Genomic DNA, 24,911 nt, shown 5'->3' with positions numbered 1-24,911 from the left:
ACGTGCCCCGGGAACTCCAGGTCGAGATCCGGCAGAACCCCTCCGCCGACTACACCCGGCTGCCCCAGCCCGCCTACCAGGTGGTGACCGCGGCCTCGCGCACCGGCTCGGGCCCGTTCGCACGCCCGCGCGTGATCGATCGCCCGGCCGAGGGCCCGGACCCGCTGGACCTCGTCGTCTCCCTCCGCCGCAACGGCGACGACCTGCAGGTCTCGGCCTTCCGGACGGGCGAGCGCACCCCCGGGAACCGCATGCACCGGGCCGGCTTGACCATCTCCGCGCCCAAGCTCCTGCACCTCGCCGCCCGGCTGCGCACCGTCTGGCGCGACCGCCTGATCGGCTACGATCCCGACCCGCTGAACCCGTACCCCTTCGCGAGCACCGTCGATTTCTCCCCGCTGGCCGCCGTCGCCGAGCGCAAGGTCGCCGAACTCGCCGAAGAGGGCCGGTACTTCCTGGAGACGATGTTCGAGGGCAGCGATCGCAGCCTGGTCCTGTTCCGCGAATACCTCAACCGCACCCTCACCGAGCTCGACTCCCTGCGGATCAGGTTCGACTCCGACCTCCACCTCCCCTGGCCGATGCTCGCCGTGGACGGTGACCCGTCCGACCCCTGGGCGGACTTCCTCGGCCACCGCCACCAGATCGAGCAGACCGGCGCCGCCTACCCGCCGATCCAGCCGCCCAACTCCGCCCGCACCAGACCCGTCACCAGCCTGAACACCGACGACCAGCTCACCGGCATCGGCCGGGCCCCCGAGGTCCGCAAGCTCCTGGAGGACCGCTCCCAGCTGACCGTGCGCACCGACTCGGACCTGCTGCTCAAGGCGCTGTCCGCGGCCGTGCTGGACGAGGACGTCATGTACTTCTGGTGCCACGGCCAGTTCGTCGCCAACGACTCCCCGTACGAGCAGCTCGCCGTCCGGCTCTCCGACGACCGGCACATCGACGCCGAGCTGGTGCGCCGCCACCGCCGCCGACACCTCGACCGGCCGGACGCCGTCTTCCGGCCCTTCGTGCTGCTGAACGCCTGCCACACCGGGCAGTCGGCGGCGGCCGTCGACAGCGCGCTCGTGTTCCAGATGGCCGCTCCCCGGGACGCCTTCGACCGGCTGTTCCCCCGGCTCTTCCTCGGCCCCGGCCGGGCCGGCGCCCCTCTGCGCGGCCCGCTCGTCCTCACCCACTCCCGCTGGGACCGCGCCACCGGCTTCTGGCACCTGCGCGCCGAGGGCCGCCCCGGCATCGGCCACTCCGGTACGGGCTCCGCGCCGGTCGCCCAGTTCAGCACCCGGCTGCGCCCCACCGACTCCCCGTACCCGCACGCCGACCTCGACCACCCGATCGTCAACATCGACGCCGGGCACGTCTACCGGGGCGGCCTGGCCACCCGCCTCCACCCCTCCGGCGCCCACTCCGACTTCCAGCACCCGGAGTCCGCCCACCTGCTCCTCAGCCTCGCCTCCCACTCCCGCTGAGGGCGTGCTCAGGAACGCGGGCGAGCGGCTCGCCCGCGAGCTCCACGCTCCACGGGCGAGCAGCAGCTGTCAGCGCTGTCAGCGCTGGCGCACCGCGCTGAAGCCGCAGACCGGGGTGCAGAGTGTGACGATGCCGCTGTAGCGGTAGTTGGTCCGCCCCCGGGAGATGGTGTGCACGGTCAACTTCTCCCGTAGGTTGGGCTGGTAGCAGCGCGGGCAGACGGCGGTGACCGGCTTGCCCCAGGGGCGCTCGGGGTTGAGCTTGGTGACCGCCACGCCCATCAGGACGACGGACAGGCCGGTGCCGACGAAGCCGACCACCTGCCACACGCCCTTGCCGGACTCGCGGCGGTCGATCATCTCCTGGTAGCCGTAGGTGCCCCCACCGCCGTGGTTGGACCAGATCCGGCACTCGTCGTTCCGGGTCATGGTCGTCCCGTTGCAGGTCGGGGCGCTGGTCGGGTCGGACTTGCCGACCACCAGCGCCAGGAAGAGACCGAGGCCCGCCAGGAGGACCAGCACCACGAGCGCTGTCGCCCGGCTGCGACCGGTCTGCAGCCGCGTGCGTTCCTTCACCGCCGTCTCGATCACAGCGTGCGCCATGTTGCTGCCGTCGACCGCCACCACATGTCTCCTGATGCTCGCGTTCTGTGCGTAGATGTCCCCCGGCGGGCCGGGGTTGACACGAACCCACCATGATCACGACGCTCCCGGGCGGAACTTGGCGAGACCTTGACCTCACCGTGACACGTCCGACGCTCAGCCCCGCGGTGCCACCGAGGCCAGGTAGGCGGCCGCCTTCTCCGGGTCGAGCAGCCACCCCTCCACATCCGCCGGGTCGTTGAAGCAGTTCGCGAACCGGTCGGCCACGGTGGGGAGTTCACCGGCCGCGGCGAACAGCTCCACCGCGTGCGGGGGCGCTGGGGCGAGCATCGCGTTCGTCCAGGTGGTCACGGCCCGGGCGGTGTCCGCCCAGAAGCGGTCGAAGGCGGACTGCTGGAAGTCCCGGTCGAAGGGCTTGTCGCCGTGCGCGAGGATCGCCTCCAGGTACAGGGCGGCACACTTGGCGGCGTTGTTGGCGCCCTGGCCGGTGATCGGGTCGTTGGTGACGACCACGTCGGCGACTCCCAACACCGCCTCGCCACCGGGGAGTTCCCCGACCGGACGGCGGACCACCGGGGTGAAGCGGCCCGCCAGGGTCGCTCCGGCGTCGGTGAGTTCGACGCCGGAGCGGGCGCGGTCGTACTCCCAAGGTGTGAAGGTCTTCATCAACTCCAGCATCACCCTCAGGTGTTCGGCCGGGTCGTGGATGCCGTCGAAGGCATCCGCCGGGCCGCCCGGCTGCGCCTCCCAGAACAGGATGTCGCAGGGCCCGGCGGCCGTCAGGGCCGGCATGGTGAAGAACTCGCCGATGCCGGGCACCAGGTTGCAGCGCACCACCGGAAAGTCTTGCTCGGGGCGCGGCGCGAGCCCGTACACGTAGCTCACGGCCAGGGCGCGCTGCGGCCGCTGGTACGGGGACCGCTCCTCGTCGCGTTCGAACAGCGAGGCCAGCTTGCCCTTGCCGGAGGCGACCAGCACCAGGTCGTACGAGCCGGCGAGGTGCTCGAGGTCGGCGGCGCTCACCTGCCGCACCTCCACCCGGCCGCCACGGGCGGCGAAGGCGTCCAGCCAGGTGGACGTCTTCAGCCGCTGGTCGACCGACTGGGCGCAGGCGTCCAGCCGCCCGACCCAGTCGATCACCGGGGCCGACTCCGGCCCGCCGACCGACACCCCGACCCCCTCGATCCGGGGGGCCTGCCCGGCCCACAGGTCGAGGCCGAGGGCGCGCTCGGTGCGCAGCGCGGAGTCGAACATGCACTGGGTGGACAGCACCCGCCCGCCCCGCACCTCCTGTGCATCACGGTCCGTCAGCAACGTGACGTCGTAGCCGTGGGACTGCAGCCCGAGGGCCAGTTGGAGGCCGGCCTGCCCGGCGCCGACGATCAGGATCCTGCGCATCGCCCCTGCTTCCTTGGTGGTCCGTCCGGCCCGGGGGCGCCCGCTCCACCCGGTTGGCAGTGGACTGGATATCAGCCCGGAGCGTCCGCGTCCACGGCGCGGACGGGGCGGACGCGCGCCGGGCAGGCGCCGGGGGGGCGGCCGGGGGCGGCCGGGGGCGGCCGGGGCGGCCGGGGAACCGGGATAGCGATTTGAAAAATTCTTCAATTTCATAGAGGCTGACCAGCCGCCGACGCCGTGCCGAACGGACAGAACAGGACAGCCAGAGCCCATGAGCGACACCCTCCCGCCGTGCCCGCAGTGCTCCAGCGAGTACACCTACGAGATGAACGCCCTGATGGTCTGCCCGGAGTGCGGCCACGAGTGGGCTCCGGCCGACCCCGACGCCCAGGCGGGTGCCGGCGAGCGCGTGATCAAGGACTCGGTCGGCAACGTGCTGAGCGACGGCGACACCGTGACCGTCGTCAAGGCCCTCAAGGTCAAGGGCAGCGCCTCGGGCATCAAGGCCGGAACCAAGGTCCGCAACATCCGCCTGGTCGACGGAGTGGACGGCCACGACATCGACTGCCGGATCGAGGGCTTCGGGGCGATGCAGCTCAAGTCCGGTGTGGTGAAGAAGGCCTGAGCCGCCGGGACGGACGGCCGGCCCCGCAGGCCGGTCGCGGTGGCCGCGTCCGGCCTGCGGCGTGAGCGGACGCCCGCCCACGGTGGACCCGTCGTCGGACCGGCAGTGCGTGGCCAACCCCTGGCGGACGTATCAAGCTGGTGTGGTCAGCGCGTGCGGGCCCCGCCCCGCGTCGCCCTCCCATGACGAAGGACCCCTCATGGCTGCCACCACCCCCACCCCCGCCGTCCGGTCCGTTCAGGTCGCCGCGCCGGGGGCGGCGCCCGAGCTGGTCGAGGTCCCGCTCCGCGATCCCGGTCCCGGTGCGGTCCGCATCGCCGTCGAGGCCTGCGGTGTGTGCCATTCCGACCTGCTGATCGCCGCCGGCATGCTGCCCGGCACCACCTTCCCGGTCACTCCCGGTCACGAGATCGCGGGCCAGATCGACGCCCTGGGCGACGGCGTGCAGGGCTGGAAGGTCGGCGACCGGGTCGCCGTCGGCTGGTTCGGCGGCAGTTGCGGGCGCTGCGACGCCTGCCGCTCCGGCGACGCCATCCACTGCGCCCTGCTGCAGGTCCCCGGCGCCGCGTACCCGGGCGGCTACGCCGACTCCGTCATCGTGCCCGCCGACGCCCTCGCGGCCGTGCCCGACGAGCTGACCGCCGCCGAGGCCGCACCGCTGGCCTGCGCCGGTGTGACCGTCTTCAACGCCCTGCGCCGCGCCGCCGCCCGCCCCGGCGACACGGTCGCGATCCTCGGCCTGGGCGGCCTCGGCCATCTGGGCGTCCAGTTCGCCCACGCGATGGGCTTCCGCACGGTCGCGATCGCCCGCGGTTCGGAGAAGGAGCCGCTGGCCCACGAACTCGGCGCGGACCACTACGTCGACAGCACCGCCGGGAGCGTCGCGGACGTCCTCCAGGCGCTCGGTGGCGCCAAGGTGGTTCTGGCCACCGTCACCGACGCCGACGCCATGTCCGCCACCATCGACGGCCTGGGCCGCCGCGGCGAACTCGTCATCGTCGGGGTGTCCCCCGACCGCCTCGCCGTCAGCCCGCTGCAGTTGCTGAACGGTGACCGCCGGATCTACGCCCACTCCTCCGGCGCCGCCGTCGACATCCAGGACACCCTGCGCTTCGCCGCCCGGACCGGGGTGCGGGCCTGGATCGAGGAGCTTCCGCTGGAGCAGACCGGAGCCGCCGTCGCGAAGATGACCAACGGGCGGGCGCGGTTCCGCATGGTCGTCACCACCGGCCGCTGAGGCCGTACCGGCCCGCCCGCAGCCGCCCGCGTCGCCCGTACCGGGCTACCCGCGCCCACCCGCCGTACCGGCGGTTCCGCAGGTCAAGCGCTCGCAAAGCCCCCGCTGTCGACCGGTGGGCCGCCGCCGCATAGGCTGTCCGGGCCCGAACGGCCCGGCGGTGTCCGAGCGTGCGGCGCATCCGGGAGGGGCGGGCGGCACACACCGAAGTACGCAGGGGGGACGAAGCAGCATGTACCGAGAACACGACGAGCGGTACCCGGAACAGGACCACGACGAGCACCTCGTCCTCGACGACCACGAGGAGGCCCCGCGCCGCCCGCGGTCCCGCCGGGTCTGGCTGGTGGCGATCGGCGGGGTGTTCACCGCACTGGTGGTGGTCGGCGGGTACGGCGCCCACAACGTGGTGAGCGCCGTGTCCGGCGGCTCCTCCGACAAGGGGGCCGGTGCGGACGCGACGGTCTCGCAGGGGCCTCAGACGCCGCCCACCGCCGCGGAGGCCGACGCCGTCGCCAAGGACTTCCTGGCGGCCTGGGGCCGCGGGGACCTCACGGTCGCGGCCGGCCTGACCGACCGCCCGGAAGCCGCCCGGATGGCGTTGACCTCGTTCCACGACGGGGTCTCCGCCCGTAAGCTCACGCTGACCGGGACGGGCGCCGCCGCCACCGGCACGCCGAGCGAGCCGGCCGTCGGCTACCGGGTTCGGGCCGAGTTCGACGGCACCTCGGAGGCCTGGGAGTACGACAGCACGCTGGGCGTCGTGCGCGCCGCGGACGGGCGCATCCTGGTCCGCTGGGCGCCGGCGGTGATCCACCCGAAGCTCGGTGCGGGGAAGACGCTCGCCGTGAAGACCCTGCCCAACCCGGTGTCCAAGCCCACCGACCGCAAGGGCCGGCCGCTGGACTCGTTCCCGTCACTGCGGTCCGTGCTGCCGCAGATCGCGCCGCCCGACGGTGCGAAGGTCGTCACCGGGCAGGCCGTGGTGCTCAGCGGCGGCGGTTCGCAGGAGGCGGAGCAGCTGTTCGTGCTGGCCCCGCCGAGCGCGCCACAGGTCAAGCTCACCCTGGACGCCGATCTCCAGCAGGTCGCCGAGGACGCGGTGAAGCAGCAGTCGGCGGGTGGCAAGCCCGCCTCCCTGGTCGCGGTCCAGCCGAGCACCGGGAACATCCTCGCGATGGCCTTCGCCCCGCAGGGCGAGTTCAACCGGGCGGTCGGCGGCGGGCAGGCGCCCGGTTCGACGATGAAGGTGATCACCTCCGCCGCGCTCCTCCAGGCCGGGATGACCCCGGACACGGCGGCGCCCTGCAAGGAGACCACCAACTCCCCCCGGACCTGGCACAACGACGAGCCCGGCAGCCACCTCGACTACACCCTCAGCGACGACTTCATCCACTCCTGCAACACCGGGTTCATCGACAAGGGCCTGGAGAAGCTCCAGCCCGGCACCCTGGCGTCGGTCGCCCGCGACCAGTTCGGCCTCGGCCTGCAGTGGCGGATCGGCATCCCCAGCCGGGACGCCACCATCCCGGCGCCGGGGAACAAGGACGAGGCGGCGGCCGAGTACATCGGCCAGGGCCAGATCCAGGTGAACTCGCTGCTGATGGCCTCGGTCGCCGCCACCGTGCAGAGCGGAACGTTCCGCCAGCCCGTGCTGCGGGAGGACGCCAAGCGCGTGACGGCCCCCGGCCGGCTGCCCGCCGACGTCGCCCAGAGCCTGCGCTCGATGATGGCCCGGACCGTGACCCAGGGCACTGCCCAGGCCCCGATGTCCGGGCTGAGCGGTCAGATCGGCGCCAAGACCGGCACCGTGGAGGCCGGTTCGCAGGCCACCAACAGCTGGTTCATCGCCTACCGCAACGACCTCGCCGTCGCCGCCGAGGTCGAGGGCGGCGGCCACGGCAACAGCGCCGCGGGCGTGGCCGCCGCCCAGGTCCTGAAGGCGGGCGGCGGCAAGGGCTGACGCCACCTGACAGAGCACTACCGGAGCAGTTCGACCTGTTCCGGGGTCACGCAGTGGGTGTAGTCGCCCACCTCGACGGTGTACCCCATCGGCGGCTCCAGCGCGCTCTCCCACCACAGCCCGGTGACCCGCCCGACGGCCCCGGCCGGCCCGCCCTCCGGGGCCGGGCCGGCCAGGATCCGCACCCGGGTGCCCTCCGGCAGATCGCTGCGGTAGCGCGGTGGCAGGTCCGTCCGGCAGCCACCCAACGCGGCCAGGAACTCCGGCCCCAGCCGCCACGGGCTCCCGTCCTCGGTCACCACCCCGTAGACCGGGCCGTCCCCCTCGACCTCGCAGCCGACCACCACCCCCCGGGTGCCGACCAGCCCGTCCCCGAGCCATCCGAGGTCCGGCACCCGTGGCTCGGGCGTGACCAGCTCCACCAACGCGCCGTACCCCAACCGCGCCTGCTCCGGCCAGGGCGTCTCGTCCAGCAGCCACCGATGCCCGCCCGCCACGCCCGTACTCCCATCACCGCGGATTCCCGCGCCACGCTAGCAGGACCGGGGCGCCCGCAGTCGGCCGCTTCCGCTTCGTTCGTCATCAACCCACCCGGAAGAACACGGCCAGTGGCGGCCCGCAAGCTCCCCTGCATGTCTGATCATCTCGGCTACACCTGCACCTGCTGCAACCGGCACCACGACGAACTCCCGCTCGACTTCTCCGCCCCGGCGCCTCGCGCTGAGCCAGGCCGACTTCGCCCGCGCCACCGAACTGCGGGAGACCGAGGGCCGCGAGACGGAACCGCCGTACTTCGGTCGGCTGACAACGGAGTTGCCGATCTACTCGCCGAGCACGATCAACCTGAAGACCATGGCCCACACCCGCCCGGTCGGCGAGCGCCACGGACGGTCACAAGCTCCGCTACCTGGTGACGGCCGCGCCTGACGCCCCCTCAGTCGATCGTCACCGGGAAGGCGCCCGGGCCACCGCTCGGGCACCTCGGGCAGTTCGCCCTCCAGCTCGTCGCGCGAGCGGGGGCGGCCGAGGTAGCTGTGCACCTGCGGCGAGGCAAGCAGCTCGATGGATGCCACCCGGTCCCGGGGCTCGGCCTCACGGGGCATGAGCCTCTCGATCCTGATCGGCGCCGTCTGCGCCACCAACCGTCGATTGCCTGGGGCGAATCGGACATCCTCAGCCACGGCATCGGCGTGCTCCGCCGGTCGAACTCGGCGTTGAGACGGGCGACCAGGCGACCGAGGCCAGTGCGGGAGCCTCCGGCGCACAGTCCGGCCGCGTCGGGGACAAGGCCACGAACGACGAAGGCGAGGAGATCAGGGACTCCTCGCCACTACCAAAGTATCCCCTCCGGGGGGCCTTGCCGCAAGGCCCCCCGGAGGCCGCACAATCGTCGCCCTGGGCCGGAACCCGGCGAATTGCGTGGTTCGCTCCCTACCTGCGCCGGTGTCCCGACTTGCCGGGCTTCGCCGGCCTCCACCGGCCTCTTCTGTTCCAACTCACTGGGGGATGTACCGATGATCGATGTGATCGTGGTCGGCGGCGGGCCGACCGGCCTCATGCTGGCGATCGAGCTGCGGCTGCAGGGCGTGCAGGTGGTCGTGCTGGAGCGGCTGACCGAGCCGACCGGGGAGTCCCGCGGCCAGGGGCTGCACGTGCGCAGCGTGGAGATGATGGACCAGCGCGGCCTGCTCGACCGGTTCCTCGCGGTGGGCGGGAAGTTCAAGGTCGGCGGCTTCTTCGGCCACATCCACAAGCCGTGGCCGGAGACCATGGACACCGCCCACCCGTACGGCCTGACCGTGGAGCAGCCGGTCACCGAGCGGCTGCTCCACGAGTACGCGCTCGACCTCGGCGCCGAGATCCGGCGCGGCCAGGAGGCGACCGGTCTCAGCCAGGACGAGGACGCGGTGACGGTCGAGCTGGCGGACGGAACCCGGCTGCGCTCGCGCTACCTGGTCGGCTGCGACGGCGGCCGCAGCACGGTGCGCCGGCAGCTCGGCATCGCCTTCCCCGGGGAACCGTCCCGGGTCGACACCCTGCTCGGCGAGCTGTCGCTGGCCGAGGACCCGGCGACGATCGAGGCCGTCGTCACCGAGGTCCGCCGCACCGAGCTGCGCTTCGGCGCCATCCCCCGGGGCGAGGGGGCGTACCGGGTGATCGTGCCCGCCACGGACGTGGCCGAGGACCGGGCCGAGGCGCCCACCCTGGAGGAGTTCCGGCAGCAGCTGCGCGCCATCGCCGGCACCGACTTCGGGGCGCACTCGCCCCGCTGGCTCTCCCGCTTCGGCGACGCCACCCGGCAGGCCGAGCAGTACCGGCTCGGCCGGGCCTTCCTCGCCGGTGACGCCGCGCACATCCACCCTCCCACCGGCGGCCAGGGCCTCAACCTCGGCATCCAGGACGCCTACAACCTCGGCTGGAAGCTCGCGGCCGCCGTGCGGGGCCACGCCCCCGCCGACCTGCTGGACAGCTACCACGCCGAACGCCACCCGGTGGGCGCCCGCGTCCTGGCCAACACCCGGGCGCAGATGACCCTGCTGGGCGCCGAACCGGGCGCGGTCGCGCTGCGGGAGCTGCTCTCCACCCTGATGGACTTCGAGGAGGTGAACCGCTACATCACCGAGATGGTCTTCGGCGTCGGGGTCCGCTACGACCTCGGCGAGGGCCACGAACTGCTCGGACGCCGTCTGCGGGACGTCCGGCTGAAGCAGGGGCGCCTGTACGAGCGGATGCACGGCGGCCGGGCGCTGCTGCTCGACGCGACGGGCGGCAGCCTCTCGGTGGCGGGCTGGGCGGACCGCGTCGACCGGGTCGTGGACCCGCTGGAGGAGTTGGACGCCCCCGCCGTCCTGCTGCGCCCCGACGGGCACGTGGCCTGGGTCGGTGCCGAGCAGCAGTCGCTGAACGGGGCGTTGGCCCGCTGGTTCGGCGCCGCGACCGCCTGACCGGACCGAGCCGGGGGATCAGTCGGCCGCCGGTTCCGGCGGGCCCGGGGTTCGGTCGGCGGGCGGTGCTGCTACTGCGCCGTGGGCTTGATGATCGCGAAGGGAGCATCCTGCGGGTCGGCGACCACGGCCATCCGGCCGGCGACCATGTCGAATGGCGGGGCGAGCAGGGTGCCGTTGCGCTTGACCACGGTGTCGGCGGCGGAGTCCACGTCGTCGACCGCGAAGTAGCACAGCCAGTGCGCGGGGGTGCCGGGCGGGTCGTTGTCGAGCAGTGAGGCGCCGCCGACGGGGCGGCCGCCGACCTTCAGCTCCCAGTACTGGTCGTTGCCCTCCACCGGTACGACCTCGATGCCGAAGGCCTCGCCGTAGAAGGCGCCCGCGCCGCCGATGTCGTCGGTGTGGAGTTCGTTCCAGATCAGCGCGCCGGGCTCGTTGACCACCCCGGCTCCGGGGAAGTCCAGCGCCTGCCAGACGCCGAACACCGCGCCCTGCGGGTCGGCGGCGACCAGCATCCGGCCGAGGTTGCCGACGTCCATCACGGGCACCAGCAGGGTGCCGCCTGCCGCGACGATGGCGTCCTGGGTGGCCTGGGCGTCGGTGGTAGCCAGGTAGCTGGTCCACACGGTGGGCGGCTCCGGCACGCCCTCGGGGGCCATCGCCGGTCCGATACCGGCCGCCGGCTTGCCGTTGAGCCGGCAGACGGCGTACCCGCCGAACTCGTCCGGGCCGGTCTGCCCCTGCCAGCCGAACAGGTCGCGGTAGAAGTCCAGCGCGGCCTGCTGGTCCTGCGCCATCAGGTCGACCCAGCACGGGGTGCCGGTCACGTACGGGGTGGTGGCTTCGGGCATGCTCGCTCTTTCCTCGGGTGGTCCCCCGGCAGTCACCCTCCCGTCCCGTCCTGGGATCCGCCACCCGACACGCCGCCACCGGCAGGGGCGCCGGACGGCCGGGCCAGGAGGCTCCGGACGGCCGGGTCCTCTCACCCGTTCGGCGCAGCGCGAGCCCCGGGCCCTCCGCCCGGCCCTCCCCCGGCCCGCCCACCACGGCGTTTGACCGCGACCACTCATTCTTGTGACGCTTGGTCAACACAGCGTGCACCATCGACTCCTGGGGGGGACCGTGGACGACCTGCTCCGAATCCGTGTGGCCGACGCCGACCGCGGCGCCGCCGCCTCCCTGCTGGCCTGGCTGCGGGCCGAGGACGAGCTGCGGGGGCGCGTCGAGCTGGAGGCCGCGCCGCCGCAGCCCGGCTCGCCGGGCACCCGCGCCGACGTGCTCACCGTCGCGGTCGGTACGGGCGGCGCCGCGTCCGGCCTGACCTGCGCCCTGATCGCCTGGGTCCGGCGGCGGGGCGGCGAGACGGTGGTCCGGGTGACCCGCGCGGACGGCAGCTCGATCGAACTGCGGGCGACGGCGGTGCACGGCCTCGAGCCGGACGGCGTCGCCGAACTCGTCCGCGAGGTGGGCCGGTCGCTCGCCGACCGCCCCGGCCCGGCCGCCCTCCCGGACGGCGATGAGTGACACCGGTCTGCCGTTGGGGCTCCCCGGTGCCCGGGCCCCGGTCATCGGGACCGGCAGCCACGCCCCCGGCTCGGTTCTGCCCGCGGTGCCGGCCACCGCCGGGACCGTCCGTGCGATCGGGCGGGCCCTCGTCCACCGCTGCTGCCTCGCCCGGAGCACGTGCGCACGGTGCTCGACCCGGAGAACCCCGTCGTGCTCGGCGAGGAGCTGACCGCCACCGCCGAGACGGCGGACTGCGTCCTGGCCTCCGCCGCTCCGGAGGAACTCTCGCTGGCCCCGCCCGGCGCGCCGGACACCGCCTTCAGCGGCGAGCTGCTGCGCCTGCTGCACGAGTGCGACCCGACGGGGCCGCCGCGGCGCTCCGGACCATGTCCTCTACGTCAGCGAAGCCCGGCGCGCGCGAGGACCGAGTGAGCCGCCGCAGCAACCCCCGCCGGTCAACTGCCTTGCTCCACGTAGCTTCATGGCAGCCGACGAACACAACCGAGGAGCGGCCATGAAGAACATCGACGCACCCGAGACGGACGACGAGGCGGCGGAACTCACCGCGCTGGGCAGCCGGGTGCTCGCCGAGGCCGGGCACGGGGACATGATCTGGGGACACCTGGCCGTCCGCGACCCGGGCGGCCGCGGGGTCTGGATGAAGGCGGCGGGCTGGGGGCTGGAGGAGATCGAGCCGGAGCGGGTGGTGCTGGTCTCGTGGGACGGCGAGCGACTCTCCGGTGACGGGCCGCTGCACCTGGAGTTCCACATCCACACCGAGGTGATGCGCGCCCGCCCGGATGTCCAGGTCTCGGTTCACACCCACTCCGGCACCGTCAACGCGTTCGCCTCCGTCGGCGAGCCGTTGCGGCCGCTGAGCCACGACGCGGTGGCCTTCGCCGAGCACGGCCTGCCGAACTTCGGCGCCACCGCCAACCTGATCCGCACCCAGGAGCTCGGCCGGGCCCTGGCCGCCGACCTCGGGCCGGCCCGGGCCTGCCTGATGCCGCAGCACGGCCTGCTCACGGTCGGCCCGGACATCGCCCACGCCGTGATGTACGCCGTCCTGCTGGAACGGGCCTGCGGCCTCCAGTTGGCCGCCCGGGCGGCGGGCGGACCTCGGCACTGGACCGGACACCAGGAGAGCCTGGAGAAGGACGCGCTCGTCTGGGCCTCCGGCCAGATCGCTGCCGGATGGCGGTACTGGGTCCGGCGCACCGAGCGCCGGACCCGGCGGTAGCCGGCGGAGCGGCCCGACCGGAGGCCCGTCGCCTCAGCGGAAGGCGGCGGCGTTCTCCGCGACCCACTGCTCGAACGGCCGGGCGGGCGTCGCCTTGCGCCAGCCGCGCCGGTGCAGCCGCTCACCGACCGCCGCCTCGTTGTCCTCGGGACTCATCGCCGCAAGGCTCTCATGCGGCCGTGCACCCGGCACCGGGTAGGGTGCGCGCATCGGGGAGACGAAGGGGTGGCTCGTGGAGACGGCAGCGGTGCGGGCGCAGTTGTCGGGCGCGGCGCGGGCCGCCCTCGGTGGACGGCTGGCGGCCGTGCAGCGGCTGGCGGGCGGCAGCAAGAAGGGCGTGTACCGCCTGGTGACGGACGACGGGGCGACGGCGGTCGCCTACCGCTGGGACGACTCCGAGAATTACTGGCCGGCCGCCGAGGGCGACGACGACCTCGCCGACCCGTTCTCCCCCGGTCTCGGGCTCGACCTGTTCGAGGCGGCGCACGCACGCCTCGCCGGCCTCGGAGTCCGTGTTCCGGCGATCCGGCTGGTCGACCGCGAGGGTGCGTACGGCCCGGCGGATCTCGCGGTCGTCGAGGACGTGCCGGGCGAGAGCCTGGCGTCCCTGCTCGCGCGCGATCCGCTGGCCGCCACCCCGGTGCTGGCCCGGCTCGGCGAGGCCCTGGAGGCGATGCGCGGCCACCGGGCACCGGCGTACGGCAAGGTGGCCGTGGTCGACGCGGGCAGAGCCTCGCGCGGGAGCTCGTGCGAGGGGGTCGTGCTGGAGCGTGCCCTGCGGGACCTGGCCGAGGCGGCGGCGCGCGATTCCCGGATGGCGGGCGCCCGGGAGCGGCTGGAGGAGCGGCTGCGGGCCCTGGCGGGGGCGGTGCGGCCGCGGGCGGAGTACGCCGTCGTGCACGGTGAACTCGGCCCGGACCACGTACTGGTGGACGCGGGCGGGCAGCCCGTGGTGATCGACCTGGAAGGCTCGATGTACTTCGACGTCGAGTGGGAGCACGTGTTCCTGCGGATCCGCCTGCACGAGGCCTACCCGCCGTTGGAGGCACCAGGGTTGGACGAGGACCGGCTCGCCCTCTACCTGCTGGCGCAGCGGCTCTCCCTGACGGCGGGACCGCTGCGGCTGCTGGACGGGGACTTCCCCGACCGGGCGGCGATGGCGGGCATCGCCGAGTACAACCTGAAACGGGCCCTGGAACTGGTCCGCTGAACCGCCGTCCCCCGACGTGCCGCCCCGGTACCGTTGCGATCATCGCGGGCGTGGCGGAAATCGGTGGCGGACATCGTCTTCGCTGCCGCCACCCCCGGCGCCCACACGGACGGCGCGGGCTCGCTCAGCCTCCTCGCCACGGCCGCCCTCCGGGACGTCACCGCCGCCGACCTCGTGCTGGTCCCCGGGCGCCCGGCGGGGCGTCAGCGACCAACCGCTGCTCGACTGGATCCGCCGCATCCACCGCGACGGCGCCGCGGCGGACATCCGTGCCTTCGACGCCGCCATCGATCCGGCACGCGCGGAAGGCCTGCTGACCGCCCTCGACCGGGTACGGGCCGATGCCGCACGTGGCGCCGACCTCGACTTCGAGCTGCTCCGACACTGGCAGCAGTTCGTCCTCGGCACCCCGCGACCGCCGGAGTTCCGCGCCCTGCCCGCTTTCGCCAAGGAAGGCCGGGAGCGCTACGGCATCGGCCCGGACACCCGCGCCCGTCTCGATGCCTGCCTGGCCGAGAGCGCGCCGGACAGCGAACGCCCCCTACCGCTGACGGCCCGTGCCGCGCGCGCCTACCTGGACGTGTGCTTCTTCCATCCGTTCGACGACGGCAACGCCCGCTGCGCCTTCCTCACCCTGGTCTTCGTCCTGGCCCGCGAGGGCGCCGCCCTGGACAACGTCAGCCTGCTGCGCCGGGTGAGCTACCGTGCCGCCGATCCGTCGGGGCCGGTGTTCCTCGGCAATTTCGTCAACCGCCACCTCGTAGAGACCCGGCGCCGAACCGGCTGAGCGGGCCCGGCCGTTGCGCGAGAAGTCGGCCGGTCCGACTTCTCGCGCGCGACGGCCATCCTGGACGTCGGCTCAGCGGTACCAGGTGCGGATCGTGGTCGAGGTCTCCCGGACGTCGGCGTGGCCCGCGCGGATGCGGGCCGCGAGGTCGACGGCGTGCTTGGGTTCGGCGGTGACGATGACGCCGGAGGCGCTGAGGTAGGCGGCGGCGACCACGGCGGCGAAGTGCTCGTTGGCCGATTCCAGGGCGGGGACGCGGATCAGCTGGTGCATCAGCGCGGCCGCGCGCTGGTGCACCGCGCCGTAGACGGGGACGTCCATGACCTCGTCGGCGTGCCGGGCGACGGCGGCGGCAAGGGTGCCGTAGTCGGTGACGTCCGGGTCGCCGGGCAGGAACTGGTGGGCGAGGTCGAGCAGCCAGGTCCGGTCGATCCGCAGGATCACGCGGCGTCCGCCGCGGCGCCGCGGGCGGGGGCCGGAGCCGGGTACGGGCCGAACTCCGCCTCGAACGCCGGGCCCCAGGCCTGGGCGAAGTGGGCGGCGGCGGTCAGGAAGCGCTCTCGGCGCTCGTCCGCCTCCTCGGCCAGCACCTTGCGCGCGTAGTCCGGCAGGCTCATCCCGGCGGCCTCGGCGCGCTGCTCCAGCGCCTCGTGCACGGCGTCGTCCAGGCGGACGTTCAACTGCTTCATGGCGGTGAGCGTAGCGGTCGGTAGCGGCCGCTACAAGGCGGCCCGGCCACGCGAGGGCCCACCACCGACGCCGGTCTGGTCCTCCCGCACCGCGGACTCGACGCGGACCTCCAGGGCCGGCCAGTGCGCCGCCCAGCGGGTCAGCCGGTCCGCGTCCAACGGGCTCTGCGGGAGCAACGACGGATCGGGCCGGAAGGTCACGGAGGTGCCGGTGGTGCCGTCGGGTTCGACCGGGTCGAGGCCGGTGACCGGGAGGCCATGCTCGTAGCGCTGGGTCCAGGCCCCGTTGTGCCGGCGGTTGGTGTGCACCAGCCAGGAGCTGAGTGCCGCGACCACGGACATGCCCCGGCGCGGGTGCCCGTCCGGGAGACGCTCCGCCTCGGGCCGGTCGAAGAAGCGCAGGTCCTTGGTGGCCATGACCGGCTTCTTCACCACCTCGCCGTGCTCGTCGACCCGGGTGTCGGTGCCCCGCCCGTCGTCGCGGACGGACACCGAGCCGTCGGCATGCAGGATGACGACGCACCGGCCCGCGCCGCGCGCGGCCGCCTCGTCGCCGGGGTAGGCGAGCACCTCCAGGACGAGGTGCTCGACCCCGCCCGGCGCGAACTCGGCGGCCTCCGCGCGGATCCCGGCGAGGTGCCCGGTGTCCACGGCGGCGGCCCAGTCATGGGTGGTGTTGGTCCAGGCAGCCCTGGTGCGTCCGTCCATCCGACGAGTATGCCCGAGCGGTCAGCTGCCGCCCGCCACCAGCTGGTCCACCAACTCGCCTTTTAAAAAAACAAGTTGATGTGGCGTGCGCGCTTCGCGCCGCCCTGACCGCCCCGCCCTCGTCCTGGGCCGGCGCCCGACGCCCGCCGCCCGCCGGTCATCCGCACGACCGCACCGGCCACCGCGCTCAGCCGGTCACCAGCCGCCGGCCGCTGATCTCCGCGGGCCGGATCCGCACCCAGCGCGGCCGGTCGCCGCCCGCCCACGGGGCCGCGCCGGGCAGGCCGTCCAGGTGGCGCCGCTCCTCCGGGTCGTCCACGTACCGCGCCGGCCCGATGACGAGGACGGTCCAGCCGCGACCCTGGAACTCGTCGATGCGGTCGACCTCCAGCGACACCTCCGCCCCCTCCTCAGGCGCGGTCCCGGTCCGGTCGCCCGTTCGGTAGGCGAACGAGGCCCGGTCGACCACGTAGTTGACCGGGTGGACCGCCGGGCCGGGCCGCACCGGCAGGGCGATCCGGCCGATCCCGTGCGAGCCGACCAGTTCCCAGCACTCGGCGTCTGTCAGGTGGAGCAGCCTCGGCCGCGGACCGGGCCCGCCGAGACCGGGCGGGGTGTCGGGGCCGTCCGCCAGGAGTTCGTCCCGGGTCGCGCCGAGCGCGGCGGCGATCCGCACGAAGCCGCCGGGGTCGAACACGGGCCCGGCCTCGAGCAGGTGGGCCAGGTAGCGGGGCGCCATCGCCGCCCGGTGGGCCAGGTCCTCCTCGCTGAGGCCGAGCCGCTCGCGCCGTTCGGCGACCCGGCGGGCCACGGCGGTGGGGTCGGGATCGGACGGTTGGTTCACGGTGGTGGCTCCTCGGCTCGCCCAGGGGGCCACCGGACCGGCGTCCGGGCGGTGACCAGGCCCGATCCATCCAAGCGTCCGGCCATCGCCAAGTCGAGGAACGGCAGGGCCCCGTGCGTGTCGGCACGCCCGCACGGTGTGCGCGGGACCCGACCTTGATCCCCCACCCGGCGCCTGCGATCATCCACCTGACGCGGAATCAGGTCCGGGTCGCCAACGGGGACGAGGAGACACATCCGTGATCGTCGTGACGGGTGCCACCGGTACGGTCGGTTCCAAGGTGGTCGTGGGGCTGCGTGAGCGCGGCCGGTCGGTCCGGGCGCTGGTGCGCGCGGGGTCCGAGGGCCCGGCCGAGTGGGACGAGGCCGTCGAGCGGGTCGCCGCCGACTTCGCCGACCCGGCGTCGCTGGACGCCGCCCTCGCCGGAGCCGACACGGTCTACCTGCTGGTGGCCGTCCACCCGGAGATGGCCCAGCACGAGAAGAACGTGGTCGACGCGGCCGTCCGCACCGGCCGCCGCCCGCGGATCGTGCTGCACGCGGCTGCCGGCATCGAGTACCGCCCGGAGGGCGTGCGCTTCATCGGCGCGCACATCGCGGGCCTGGACCACCTGAAGGCCTCCGGCCTGCCGTGGACGGTGCTCGGCCCGAACGGCTTCTACCAGAACTTCCTCGGCACGGCGCCGACCGTCAGGGCCGGCCACCTGGCCGTGCCGGGCGGCGATGGCGCGGTGTCGTACGTGGACGCCCGGGACGTCGCGGCGGCCGCCGTCGAGGTGCTGGCCACCGAGGGGCACGAGGGCGCGGTCTACACCCTGACCGGCCCGGCGGCGCTGACCCACGGCGAGCTGGCCGCGCAGCTGGCCACCGTCGCCGGCCACCCGATCGCCTACACCGCGCTCACCCCCGAGGTGGCTCTGGAGGGCCTGCTCGGCATGGGCTGGGAGCGGTGGCGGGCCGAGGGCATGGTCGAGCTGTACGGGCTGTACGCGGCCGGGCGGGCCTCGGCGGTCAGCTCGGACGTGGAGAAGCTGACCGGCCGTCCGCCGCGCACCTTCGCCGAGTTCGCGGCGGAGCACGCCGAGGCCTTCCGCGCCTGAGCCGTTCCCGGGGCGCGCCGGTCGGATCCCACCGGCGCGCCCCGAGCCCCGCCCCCGCCGCCGCCCGTCAACGATGCGTCAAGATCCCGCCGCACACGCCTTACCGTCCCGCCCGGCCGGGCGCATACTGTGCTGCGCGCGGCGAGCATCCGGCGACAGGGCCACCCCGGACCCGGCCCGGCTGCGCCGCGACGGGGAGAAGGTAGAACAGGCGTGGCGGTACTCGTGGTCGTCGTGGTGGTCGTCCTGCTGTGGCTGGTGACCGGCGTGCGGGTGGTGCAGCAGTACGAGCGCGGTGTGGTGTTCCGGCTCGGCAGGGTGCGCGGGCAGGTCCGCGAGCCGGGCCTGACGATGCTGGTGCCGGTGCTCGACCGGATGCGCAAGGTGAACGTCCAGGTGGTCACCATGCCGGTGCCCGCCCAGGAGGGCATCACCAAGGACAACGTCTCGGTGAGCGTCGACGCGGTGCTGTACTTCCGCGTGGTCGAGCCGATCAAGGCCACCGTGGACGTGCAGAACTACGGCTTCGCCATGCTGCAGGTCGCCCAGACCTCGCTGCGCTCGATCATCGGCAAGAGCGAGCTGGACGACCTGCTGTCCGGGCGGGAGAACCTGCACCAGGGTCTGGAGGTCATGCTGGAGAGCCCGGCGGCCGGCTGGGGCGTGCACATCGACCGGGTGGAGATCAAGGACGTCAGCCTGCCCGACTCGATGAAGCGCTCGATGGCCCGCCAGGCCGAGGCCGACCGCGAGCGCCGGGCCCGTATCATCACCGCGGACGGCGAGTTCCAGGCGGCCGCCAAGCTCGCCGAGGCGGCGGGCAAGATGGCCGAGACCCCGGCGGCGATGCAGCTGCGCATGCTGCAGACGGTGGTCGAGGTCGCGGCGGAGAAGAACTCGACGCTGGTGCTGCCGTTCCCGGTGGAGCTGCTGCGCTTCTTCGAGGCCTCCACGGCCCGGCTCACCGGGGCCCCGGCTGCCGCGGCCCCGAGCGTCCCGCCGCAGGCCACCGACGCCGACGCCAGCGCCGACGCCGAGCACAGCTGACGGCCGCTGGACCGGCCCGGGAAAAGTTCCCGGGCCGGTCATAGGTCAGCTCTATGACCTCATAGATCAGCACCGACTACACCTCCGCTCGAACAGCGGGTTGGCTGCGAGGGTCCAGACCAATTCACCTCCCCTGCGCCCGACCGGAGGATCCGCCCGCATGACCCGCCCGATCCGAGTCGCCATCGTCGGAGCCGGCCCCGCCGGCATCTACGCCGCCGACGCCCTGCTGAAGTCCGACGCCGCGCAGGCGCCCGGTGTCTCGATCGACCTGTTCGAGCGGATGCCCGCCCCGTTCGGCCTGATCCGCTACGGCGTGGCCCCCGACCACCCTCGGATCAAGGGCATCGTCACCGCCCTCCACCAGGTACTCGACAAGCCCCAGGTCCGCCTCTTCGGCAACGTCGACTACCCGTCCGACCTCGCCCTGGACGACCTGCACCGCTACTACGACGCCGTGGTCTTCGCCACCGGCGCGATGGCCGACCGCGCGCTCGACCTGCCCGGCATCGAGCTGGACGGCTCCTACGGCGCCGCCGACTTCGTCTCCTGGTACGACGGCCATCCGGACGTGCCCCGCACCTGGCCGCTGGAGGCCGAGAAGGTCGCCGTCCTCGGCGTCGGCAACGTCGCCCTGGACGTCGCCCGGATCCTCGCCAAGACCGCCGACGAGCTGCTGCCCACCGAGATCCCGCCGAACGTGTACGAGGGCCTGCGCCGCAACCGCGCCGTCGAGGTGCACGTCTTCGGCCGCCGCGGCCCGGCCCAGGCCAAGTTCAGCCCGATGGAACTGCGCGAGCTCGACCACTCGCCCACCATCGAGGTGATCGTCAACCCGGAGGACATCGAGTACGACGAGGGCTCGATCGCCGAGCGCCGCGCCGTCAAGCACGTCGACCTGGTCGCCGCCACCGTCGAGAACTGGGCGATCCGCGACGTCGGCGACCGCCCCCACCGGGTCTACCTGCACTTCTTCGAGTCCCCGGTCGAGGTCCTCGGCGAGGACGGCCGAGTGGTCGGCCTGCGCACCGAGCGCACCGAGCTGGACGGCACCGGCAACGTGCGTGGCACCGGCCGCCACACCGACTGGGACGTCCAGGCGGTCTACCGGGCCGTCGGCTACTACTCCGACGAGCTGCCCAAGCTGCCGTTCGACCCGGCCTCCGGCACCGTCCCGCACCGGGCCGGCCGCGTGCTGGACGGCGACGGCTCCCACCTCCCCGCCGTCTACGTCACCGGCTGGATCAAGCGCGGCCCGGTCGGCCTGATCGGCCACACCAAGGGCGACGCCAACGAGACCGTCGCCTGCCTGCTGGACGACCACGCCGGCGGCCGCCTGCCCGGCGCCGCCGAACCCGACCCGGCGGCGGTCGAGGAGTACCTGCGCGCCCGCGGCGTCCGCTACACCACCTGGGACGGCTGGAAGCAGCTCGACGCCCACGAGCGCGCCCTCGGCCGGGCCCAGGAGCGCGAGCGGGTCAAGGTCGTCGAGCGCGAGGACATGCTGCGCAACAGCGGCGCCTGATCCTCAGGGGCGGACGATCGGCAGCAGCACCTCGTCGACGATCGCCGCCGGATCGAGTTCGACGGCGCCCCCGCCGCACATCTTGATCCGGTACAGCATCAGCGCCGGCACCACGTCGGTGACCAGGGGGGTGACCGCCCCGGGACGGACCTCGCCCCGGGCGGTGCCCCGGTCGAGCACCTCGGCGATCAGCGCGGTGGTCGGCTCGACCACCCGCTCCAGGACCAGCTCCAGGAAGGCGCGGGCGCGCTGGTGGTCCATCTCGCTCATGATCGCGCGGACGGCGGCGCCCAGTTCGCTGAACATCGCGGTGCGCAGCCCGGTCACCACCGCGAGGAGGTCCCCGCGCAGGCTGCCGGTGTCGGGGGCCGCTCCGGCCGGGGGCAGGCTGGCCCGCAGCGCGTCCATCACCAGCTCCTCCTTGGAGGACCAGCGCCGATAGAGCGCGGCCTTGCCGGTCTGCGCGGCGGCGGCCACGCCCTCCATGGTGAGCCGCGCGTAGCCGTCGGTGGTGAGCTGTTGGAGGACCGCCCCGTAGATGGCGCTCTCCAGCGCCTCGCCGCGCCGACGGACCGGGGCGGCCGTCGCCGCCGCCCGCTCGGTTCCGTGCCCTGCAGTTCGGGCTTCAGCGGACATGGCTGCACACCTTCCGGGGTTCGCTGTTCACCGGGCCCACCGCGTTCCCCAGGCCCACCGCCAATGTTAGTGAACGAATCCGTTCTCTCCCAAGGCCCGGGCCGCCGCCGATCCCGTTGCGCGATCGATCCGTGCGGTGCCCCGGACCCGTTCGGGTGACTACCGGGCGGCGCCGACCGGGCGACGGCCGACGGGTCCGCTACCAACGAGGGACACCTTCCCCGACGAAAGGCGGTCCCCGCCGTGGCCGTACCCACCACCTTCGACCGGAACGCGACCGGCTACAGCCTCGCCCACGCCTACAACCTGGCCAGGGCCGCCGACCTCGCCTACGAGGACGACGCAACGATCGACCGGCAGGCCCACGACTGGGGCTTCGACACGGTACGCCACCACGACACCCGGTTCACCCCGCCGTTCCCCCTGGAGGACACCCAGGCCTACACCATGGCGAGCGACCGGATGATCGTGGTCGCCTTCCGCGGCACCGAACCCAGGGAGATCCGCGACTGGCTCACCGACTCCACCACCCCGCCCTGGCCCGGTCCGGCGGGCACCGGCTACGTCCACTACGGCTTCGCCGAGGCCCTCGAGTCGGTGTTCCCCGACGTCCTGAAGACCCTCGCCGAGCTGCGCGACAACGACCAGACCGTGTGGATCACCGGTCACAGCCTCGGCGGCGCCCTCGCGATGCTCGCCGCCGCCCGCCTCAGCCTGGAGGACCCGCGACTGACGGCCGACGGCGTGTACACCTTCGGCCAGCCCCGCACCTGTGACCGGCTCCTCACCGCCGCCTACAACAAGGCGCTGAAGGGCCGGAGTTACCGCTTCGTCAACAACCACGACGTCGTCCCCCAGCTGCCGCCCGAGCCGGCCTTCACCCACATCGAGGCGCTGCGGTTCATCGACTCCGCGGGGACCGTCCACGACGGCGCCAGCAGCCTGATCTCCGGTCTTGCCACCCGCGCCAGGAGCCTGACCTCCGCCGCCTTCGAGCCCACCGGCGAGGGCGTGCGCGACCACTTCATGCACAGCTACCTGGCAGCGCTGGAGAAGAACCTCTGAGCGGCTGACCGCCCGCCGGACCGCGCCGTGCTGATCCACGTGCCGGACGAGAAACCGCTGGACGGCGGTCCTCCCCGCCTTCCCGTCGCGGTCCTGGCACACCGACGACCGCACCGGCCACCCCCCGTCCGCCTCCGTGCCGCGCCCCCACCGGCCGCCGCAGGAGGCCCCGGTCGGCACCGACCGGCAAGCGGCGAGACGCGGCAGAACGGGGCCCGGGCCCGCCGGATCAGCCCGCGACCGGCGGGTTCGGCCGGGTCAGGCCGCGGTCGTAGGCGAAGATCACCGCCTGCACCCGGTCCCGGGCGCCGATCTTCCCCAGCACCCGGCTCACGTGCGTCTTGACGGTCGACTCGGCCAGCACCAGCCGCTGGGCGATCTCGCTGTTGGTCCAGCCCTGCGCGATGGCCAGCAGGATCTCCCGCTCGCGCTCGGTCAGCGCCTCCAGCCGGGGGTCCTCCACGGGCGCCGCGCCGGGCGGACGGACCGGCAGGTGGTGGGCGTAGGCGTCGAGCAGCCGCCGGGTGATCGCCGGGGCCACCACGGCGTCGCCCTCGGCCACCGCCCGGATGCCGGCGAGCAGTTCCTCCGGCCGCGCGTCCTTGAGCAGGAAGCCGCTTGCCCCGGCGCGCAGCGCGGCGTGGGCGTACTCGTCCAGGTCGAAGGTGGTGAGCACCAGGATCCGCGAGCGGCCGCCGCCGGCGACGATCCGGCGGGTGGCCTCGATGCCGTCCATACCGGGCATCCGGATGTCCATCAGGACGACGTCGGGCCGCAGGTCGGCGGCCAGCCGGACGGCCTCGGCGCCGTGGGCGGCCTCGCCGATCACCTCGGTGTCGGGCTGGCTCTCCAGCAGCATCCGGAAGCCGTAGCGCTGCAGTGGCTGGTCGTCCACGATGAGGACGGTGGTCACGGGCGGCCGCCTGTCGGGTCGGGGGTGAGGTCCAGTACGGCCTCCACGGTCCATCCTGCCCCAGGGCCGGGGCCCGCCGTGACGGTGCCGCCGTACACGGCCGCGCGTTCGCGCATCCCGGCCAGGCCGTGCCCCTCGCCGTCCGGGCGCACCGGCGGGCGGGCGCCGCCGGGCGGCCCGCTGTCCCGGACCCGCACCCGCACCCGGGTGGCGTCGGCCGTCAGGGTCACGTGCGCCCGGGTCTCGGGGCCGGCGTGCTTGAGGGTGTTGGTGAGGGCCTCCTGGACGATCCGGTAGGCCATCAGCTGGACCCCGCGGTCCAGCTGGTCAAGGTCGCCGCCGACCGTGTACACCACCTGGGGGCCGGCCGCACGGATCCGGGCGCACAGCCCGTCGAGGTCGGCGATGCCGGGCTGCGGGTTGAACTCGGCGCCCCGGTCGGCCTGGTCGCGCAGCACGCCGAGCATCCGGCGCAGCTCGCCGAGCGCCTGGCGGCTGGTCTCGCCGATCAGCTGCAGCGCCTCCCGGCCGCGTTCGGGGGAGGCCAGGGCGGCGTAGGCACCGCCGTCGGCCAGGGTGACGATGACGGACAGGTTGTGGCCGATGATGTCGTGCATCTCCCGGGCCACCCGGGTGCGTTCGGTGGCGGTGGCCAGCCGGCTGCGCTGGTCGCGTTCGATCTCCAGCCGGGCGGCACGCTCGCGCAGCCCGGCGAGCTGGGCCCGTCGGATGCGCACTGCGATGCCCAGGGCGACGCCCGCGGTGGCGGCGCTGACCAGGAAGAACAGGGCGTCCCCGACCGGCAGCCCGCCGCCGGAGACCTCCACCGCGACCAGGCCCATCGCGCCGACCATCACCGCGCAGGACCAGGCCAGGTGCCGCAGCCGGCCGTGCAGGGCCAGGCTGTAGAGCGCCACCAGCAGGGCGGCGTCGGCGCGCAGCCCGATGCCCAGCGACCACTGCAGGACGAACACCGCCATGATCGCCGCGAAGGCCTCGGTGGGCCGCCTGCGGCGCCACAGCAGCGGCAGCACCAGACCCGCCTGCAGGGCCAGGGTGGCCGGCAGCGGCGGGCGCACCAGGGCGAGCCGGTGCTCGTGCGGGCCGTCCTCGCCGTGGGGCGGGAAGAGGTCGGGCAGGCAGAACATCAGGAACACCACGGCCACCACGGCGGCGTCCAGCACCCAGGGGTGGGCGCGGTCCGCCTCGCGCAGCCGCTGGCCGAGCCGGGCCAGCCGGGCGAACAGCGGGTGGCCGGACAGCGCGTCGGCCGCCGCGAACGGGCCGGCGGGGGTGGCGTGGTCCTGGGTCACCGGTGGGTCTCCCTGCTGGTCGTGAAGCGGTGCGGGGCTCGGCGAACACGGGCTCCGCAGAGCACTGCGGTGCGGCCCCGGTCGGT

General features: G+C 73.9%; 28 protein-coding genes. 15 read left to right on the top strand and 13 right to left on the bottom strand.

Annotated features, from left to right (window positions below; translation table 11 throughout):
* Nucleotides 1-2: 2 nt before the first annotated feature.
* Entirely contained in the window at nt 3-1,475 is a 1,473-nt protein-coding gene (locus HS99_RS47515) for a CHAT domain-containing protein (RefSeq protein ID WP_232790725.1), read from the top strand.
* 78 nt (nt 1,476-1,553) lie between these two features.
* On the opposite strand, the gene HS99_RS39635 is transcribed toward HS99_RS47515, so the two are convergent.
* Nucleotides 1,554-2,099, bottom strand: coding sequence for a hypothetical protein (locus tag HS99_RS39635; protein ID WP_030289567.1), 546 nt, complete (start codon nt 2,097-2,099; stop codon nt 1,554-1,556).
* Nucleotides 2,100-2,234: 135 nt separating this feature from the next.
* A complete protein-coding gene (locus tag HS99_RS39630; protein WP_030553877.1) occupies nt 2,235-3,476 on the bottom strand; it encodes a styrene monooxygenase/indole monooxygenase family protein in 1,242 nt (413 codons plus the stop codon).
* Between the two features lie 271 nt (nt 3,477-3,747).
* Here HS99_RS39630 and HS99_RS39625 point away from each other — a divergent pair, with 271 nt between their 5' ends.
* From HS99_RS39625 to HS99_RS39615, 3 genes are all read left to right on the top strand, one after another.
* A complete protein-coding gene (locus HS99_RS39625; protein WP_030289569.1) occupies nt 3,748-4,101 on the top strand; it encodes a zinc ribbon domain-containing protein YjdM in 354 nt (117 codons plus the stop codon).
* Between the two features lie 199 nt (nt 4,102-4,300).
* Nucleotides 4,301-5,338 carry an alcohol dehydrogenase catalytic domain-containing protein gene (locus HS99_RS39620; protein ID WP_030553875.1) on the top strand — a complete coding sequence of 346 codons (1,038 nt, stop codon included), beginning with the start codon at nt 4,301-4,303 and terminating at the stop codon, nt 5,336-5,338.
* A gap of 232 nt (nt 5,339-5,570) precedes the next feature.
* The gene (locus tag HS99_RS39615) at nt 5,571-7,298 is read left to right on the top strand and encodes a penicillin-binding transpeptidase domain-containing protein (protein ID WP_050367090.1); all 1,728 of its coding nucleotides are present in this window, start codon (nt 5,571-5,573) and stop codon (nt 7,296-7,298) included.
* A 17-nt stretch (nt 7,299-7,315) separates the two neighbouring features.
* Here HS99_RS39615 and HS99_RS39610 read toward each other — a convergent pair whose 3' ends face one another.
* Complete coding sequence (locus tag HS99_RS39610; RefSeq protein WP_037831105.1) at nt 7,316-7,795, bottom strand: hypothetical protein; 480 nt, start codon at nt 7,793-7,795, stop codon at nt 7,316-7,318.
* A 139-nt stretch (nt 7,796-7,934) separates the two neighbouring features.
* Here HS99_RS39610 and HS99_RS48250 point away from each other — a divergent pair, with 139 nt between their 5' ends.
* Nucleotides 7,935-8,225, top strand: a complete 291-nt coding sequence (locus HS99_RS48250) for a DUF2199 domain-containing protein (RefSeq protein WP_107050785.1) — start codon at nt 7,935-7,937, stop codon at nt 8,223-8,225.
* Here the strand turns inward: HS99_RS48250 and HS99_RS48655 are convergent.
* The gene (locus HS99_RS48655) at nt 8,120-8,401 is read right to left on the bottom strand and encodes a hypothetical protein (RefSeq protein WP_370863340.1); all 282 of its coding nucleotides are present in this window, start codon (nt 8,399-8,401) and stop codon (nt 8,120-8,122) included. The two genes, HS99_RS48250 and HS99_RS48655, sit on opposite strands and share 106 nt — an antisense overlap.
* 411 nt (nt 8,402-8,812) lie before the next feature.
* Between HS99_RS48655 and rox the strand changes: the two genes are divergently transcribed.
* Nucleotides 8,813-10,243, top strand: a complete 1,431-nt coding sequence (gene rox / locus HS99_RS39600) for a rifampin monooxygenase (protein WP_030553868.1) — start codon at nt 8,813-8,815, stop codon at nt 10,241-10,243.
* A gap of 71 nt (nt 10,244-10,314) precedes the next feature.
* Here rox and HS99_RS39595 read toward each other — a convergent pair whose 3' ends face one another.
* Nucleotides 10,315-11,094, bottom strand: a complete 780-nt coding sequence (locus tag HS99_RS39595) for a VOC family protein (protein WP_030289575.1) — start codon at nt 11,092-11,094, stop codon at nt 10,315-10,317.
* A 271-nt stretch (nt 11,095-11,365) separates the two neighbouring features.
* On the opposite strand from HS99_RS39595, the gene HS99_RS39590 reads away from it, so the two are divergent.
* The 3 genes from HS99_RS39590 (at nt 11,366) to HS99_RS39580 (ending at nt 12,989) form a co-directional block, all read left to right on the top strand.
* Nucleotides 11,366-11,767 (top strand): effector-associated constant component EACC1, encoded by a 402-nt coding sequence (locus HS99_RS39590; RefSeq protein ID WP_050367089.1) that lies wholly within the window; start codon nt 11,366-11,368, stop codon nt 11,765-11,767.
* 159 nt (nt 11,768-11,926) lie between these two features.
* Complete coding sequence (locus HS99_RS39585) at nt 11,927-12,181, top strand: hypothetical protein (protein ID WP_030289577.1); 255 nt, start codon at nt 11,927-11,929, stop codon at nt 12,179-12,181.
* An 82-nt stretch (nt 12,182-12,263) separates the two neighbouring features.
* Nucleotides 12,264-12,989 carry a class II aldolase/adducin family protein gene (locus HS99_RS39580; RefSeq protein WP_030553858.1) on the top strand — a complete coding sequence of 242 codons (726 nt, stop codon included), beginning with the start codon at nt 12,264-12,266 and terminating at the stop codon, nt 12,987-12,989.
* A 33-nt stretch (nt 12,990-13,022) separates the two neighbouring features.
* Here the strand turns inward: HS99_RS39580 and HS99_RS48080 are convergent, their stop codons facing one another.
* Nucleotides 13,023-13,145 (bottom strand): hypothetical protein, encoded by a 123-nt coding sequence (locus HS99_RS48080; protein ID WP_267885557.1) that lies wholly within the window; start codon nt 13,143-13,145, stop codon nt 13,023-13,025.
* 76 nt (nt 13,146-13,221) lie between these two features.
* Between HS99_RS48080 and HS99_RS39575 the strand changes: the two genes are divergently transcribed.
* Both HS99_RS39575 and HS99_RS39570 read left to right on the top strand, forming a co-directional pair.
* Nucleotides 13,222-14,199, top strand: coding sequence for a phosphotransferase family protein (locus HS99_RS39575; protein WP_232790771.1), 978 nt, complete (start codon nt 13,222-13,224; stop codon nt 14,197-14,199).
* Between the two features lie 16 nt (nt 14,200-14,215).
* Entirely contained in the window at nt 14,216-14,986 is a 771-nt protein-coding gene (locus HS99_RS39570; RefSeq protein WP_078939055.1) for a Fic family protein, read from the top strand.
* Between the two features lie 72 nt (nt 14,987-15,058).
* Here the strand turns inward: HS99_RS39570 and HS99_RS39565 are convergent, their stop codons facing one another.
* From HS99_RS39565 to HS99_RS39550, 4 genes are all read right to left on the bottom strand, one after another.
* A complete protein-coding gene (locus tag HS99_RS39565) occupies nt 15,059-15,430 on the bottom strand; it encodes a hypothetical protein (protein WP_030289584.1) in 372 nt (123 codons plus the stop codon).
* Complete coding sequence (locus HS99_RS39560) at nt 15,427-15,675, bottom strand: plasmid mobilization protein (RefSeq protein ID WP_030289585.1); 249 nt, start codon at nt 15,673-15,675, stop codon at nt 15,427-15,429. The genes HS99_RS39565 and HS99_RS39560 overlap by 4 nt, the downstream gene beginning before the upstream one ends.
* Before the next feature lie 30 nt (nt 15,676-15,705).
* Nucleotides 15,706-16,383 (bottom strand): DNA topoisomerase subunit B, encoded by a 678-nt coding sequence (locus HS99_RS39555; protein WP_046387216.1) that lies wholly within the window; start codon nt 16,381-16,383, stop codon nt 15,706-15,708.
* 187 nt (nt 16,384-16,570) lie between these two features.
* On the bottom strand, nt 16,571-17,227 hold the full coding sequence (locus HS99_RS39550; protein WP_037831108.1) for a pyridoxamine 5'-phosphate oxidase family protein: 657 nt from the start codon (nt 17,225-17,227) through the stop codon (nt 16,571-16,573).
* A gap of 238 nt (nt 17,228-17,465) precedes the next feature.
* Between HS99_RS39550 and HS99_RS39545 the strand changes: the two genes are divergently transcribed.
* From HS99_RS39545 to HS99_RS39535, 3 genes are all read left to right on the top strand, one after another.
* A complete protein-coding gene (locus HS99_RS39545; RefSeq protein ID WP_030553849.1) occupies nt 17,466-18,326 on the top strand; it encodes an NmrA family NAD(P)-binding protein in 861 nt (286 codons plus the stop codon).
* A gap of 213 nt (nt 18,327-18,539) precedes the next feature.
* On the top strand, nt 18,540-19,373 hold the full coding sequence (locus tag HS99_RS39540; RefSeq protein WP_037831110.1) for a slipin family protein: 834 nt from the start codon (nt 18,540-18,542) through the stop codon (nt 19,371-19,373).
* 160 nt (nt 19,374-19,533) lie between these two features.
* The gene (locus HS99_RS39535; protein ID WP_030289591.1) at nt 19,534-20,898 is read left to right on the top strand and encodes an FAD-dependent oxidoreductase; all 1,365 of its coding nucleotides are present in this window, start codon (nt 19,534-19,536) and stop codon (nt 20,896-20,898) included.
* 3 nt (nt 20,899-20,901) lie between these two features.
* On the opposite strand, the gene HS99_RS39530 is transcribed toward HS99_RS39535, so the two are convergent.
* A complete protein-coding gene (locus HS99_RS39530) occupies nt 20,902-21,534 on the bottom strand; it encodes a TetR-like C-terminal domain-containing protein (protein WP_030289592.1) in 633 nt (210 codons plus the stop codon).
* Nucleotides 21,535-21,777: 243 nt separating this feature from the next.
* Between HS99_RS39530 and HS99_RS39525 the strand changes: the two genes are divergently transcribed.
* A complete protein-coding gene (locus HS99_RS39525) occupies nt 21,778-22,599 on the top strand; it encodes a lipase family protein (protein WP_030289594.1) in 822 nt (273 codons plus the stop codon).
* A 229-nt stretch (nt 22,600-22,828) separates the two neighbouring features.
* Here HS99_RS39525 and HS99_RS39520 read toward each other — a convergent pair whose 3' ends face one another.
* Together HS99_RS39520 and HS99_RS39515 are read right to left on the bottom strand one after the other, a co-directional pair.
* Nucleotides 22,829-23,512, bottom strand: coding sequence for a response regulator (locus HS99_RS39520; RefSeq protein ID WP_030289596.1), 684 nt, complete (start codon nt 23,510-23,512; stop codon nt 22,829-22,831).
* Nucleotides 23,509-24,825 (bottom strand): sensor histidine kinase, encoded by a 1,317-nt coding sequence (locus HS99_RS39515; protein WP_046386692.1) that lies wholly within the window; start codon nt 24,823-24,825, stop codon nt 23,509-23,511. The genes HS99_RS39520 and HS99_RS39515 overlap by 4 nt, the downstream gene beginning before the upstream one ends.
* Between the last annotated feature and the right edge of the window lie 86 nt (nt 24,826-24,911).

The sequence above is a fragment of the Kitasatospora aureofaciens genome (assembly GCF_001188955.3).
GTDB lineage: Bacteria > Actinomycetota > Actinomycetes > Streptomycetales > Streptomycetaceae > Kitasatospora > Kitasatospora aureofaciens.
This window is presented reverse-complemented; position numbering and strand designations above follow the sequence as displayed.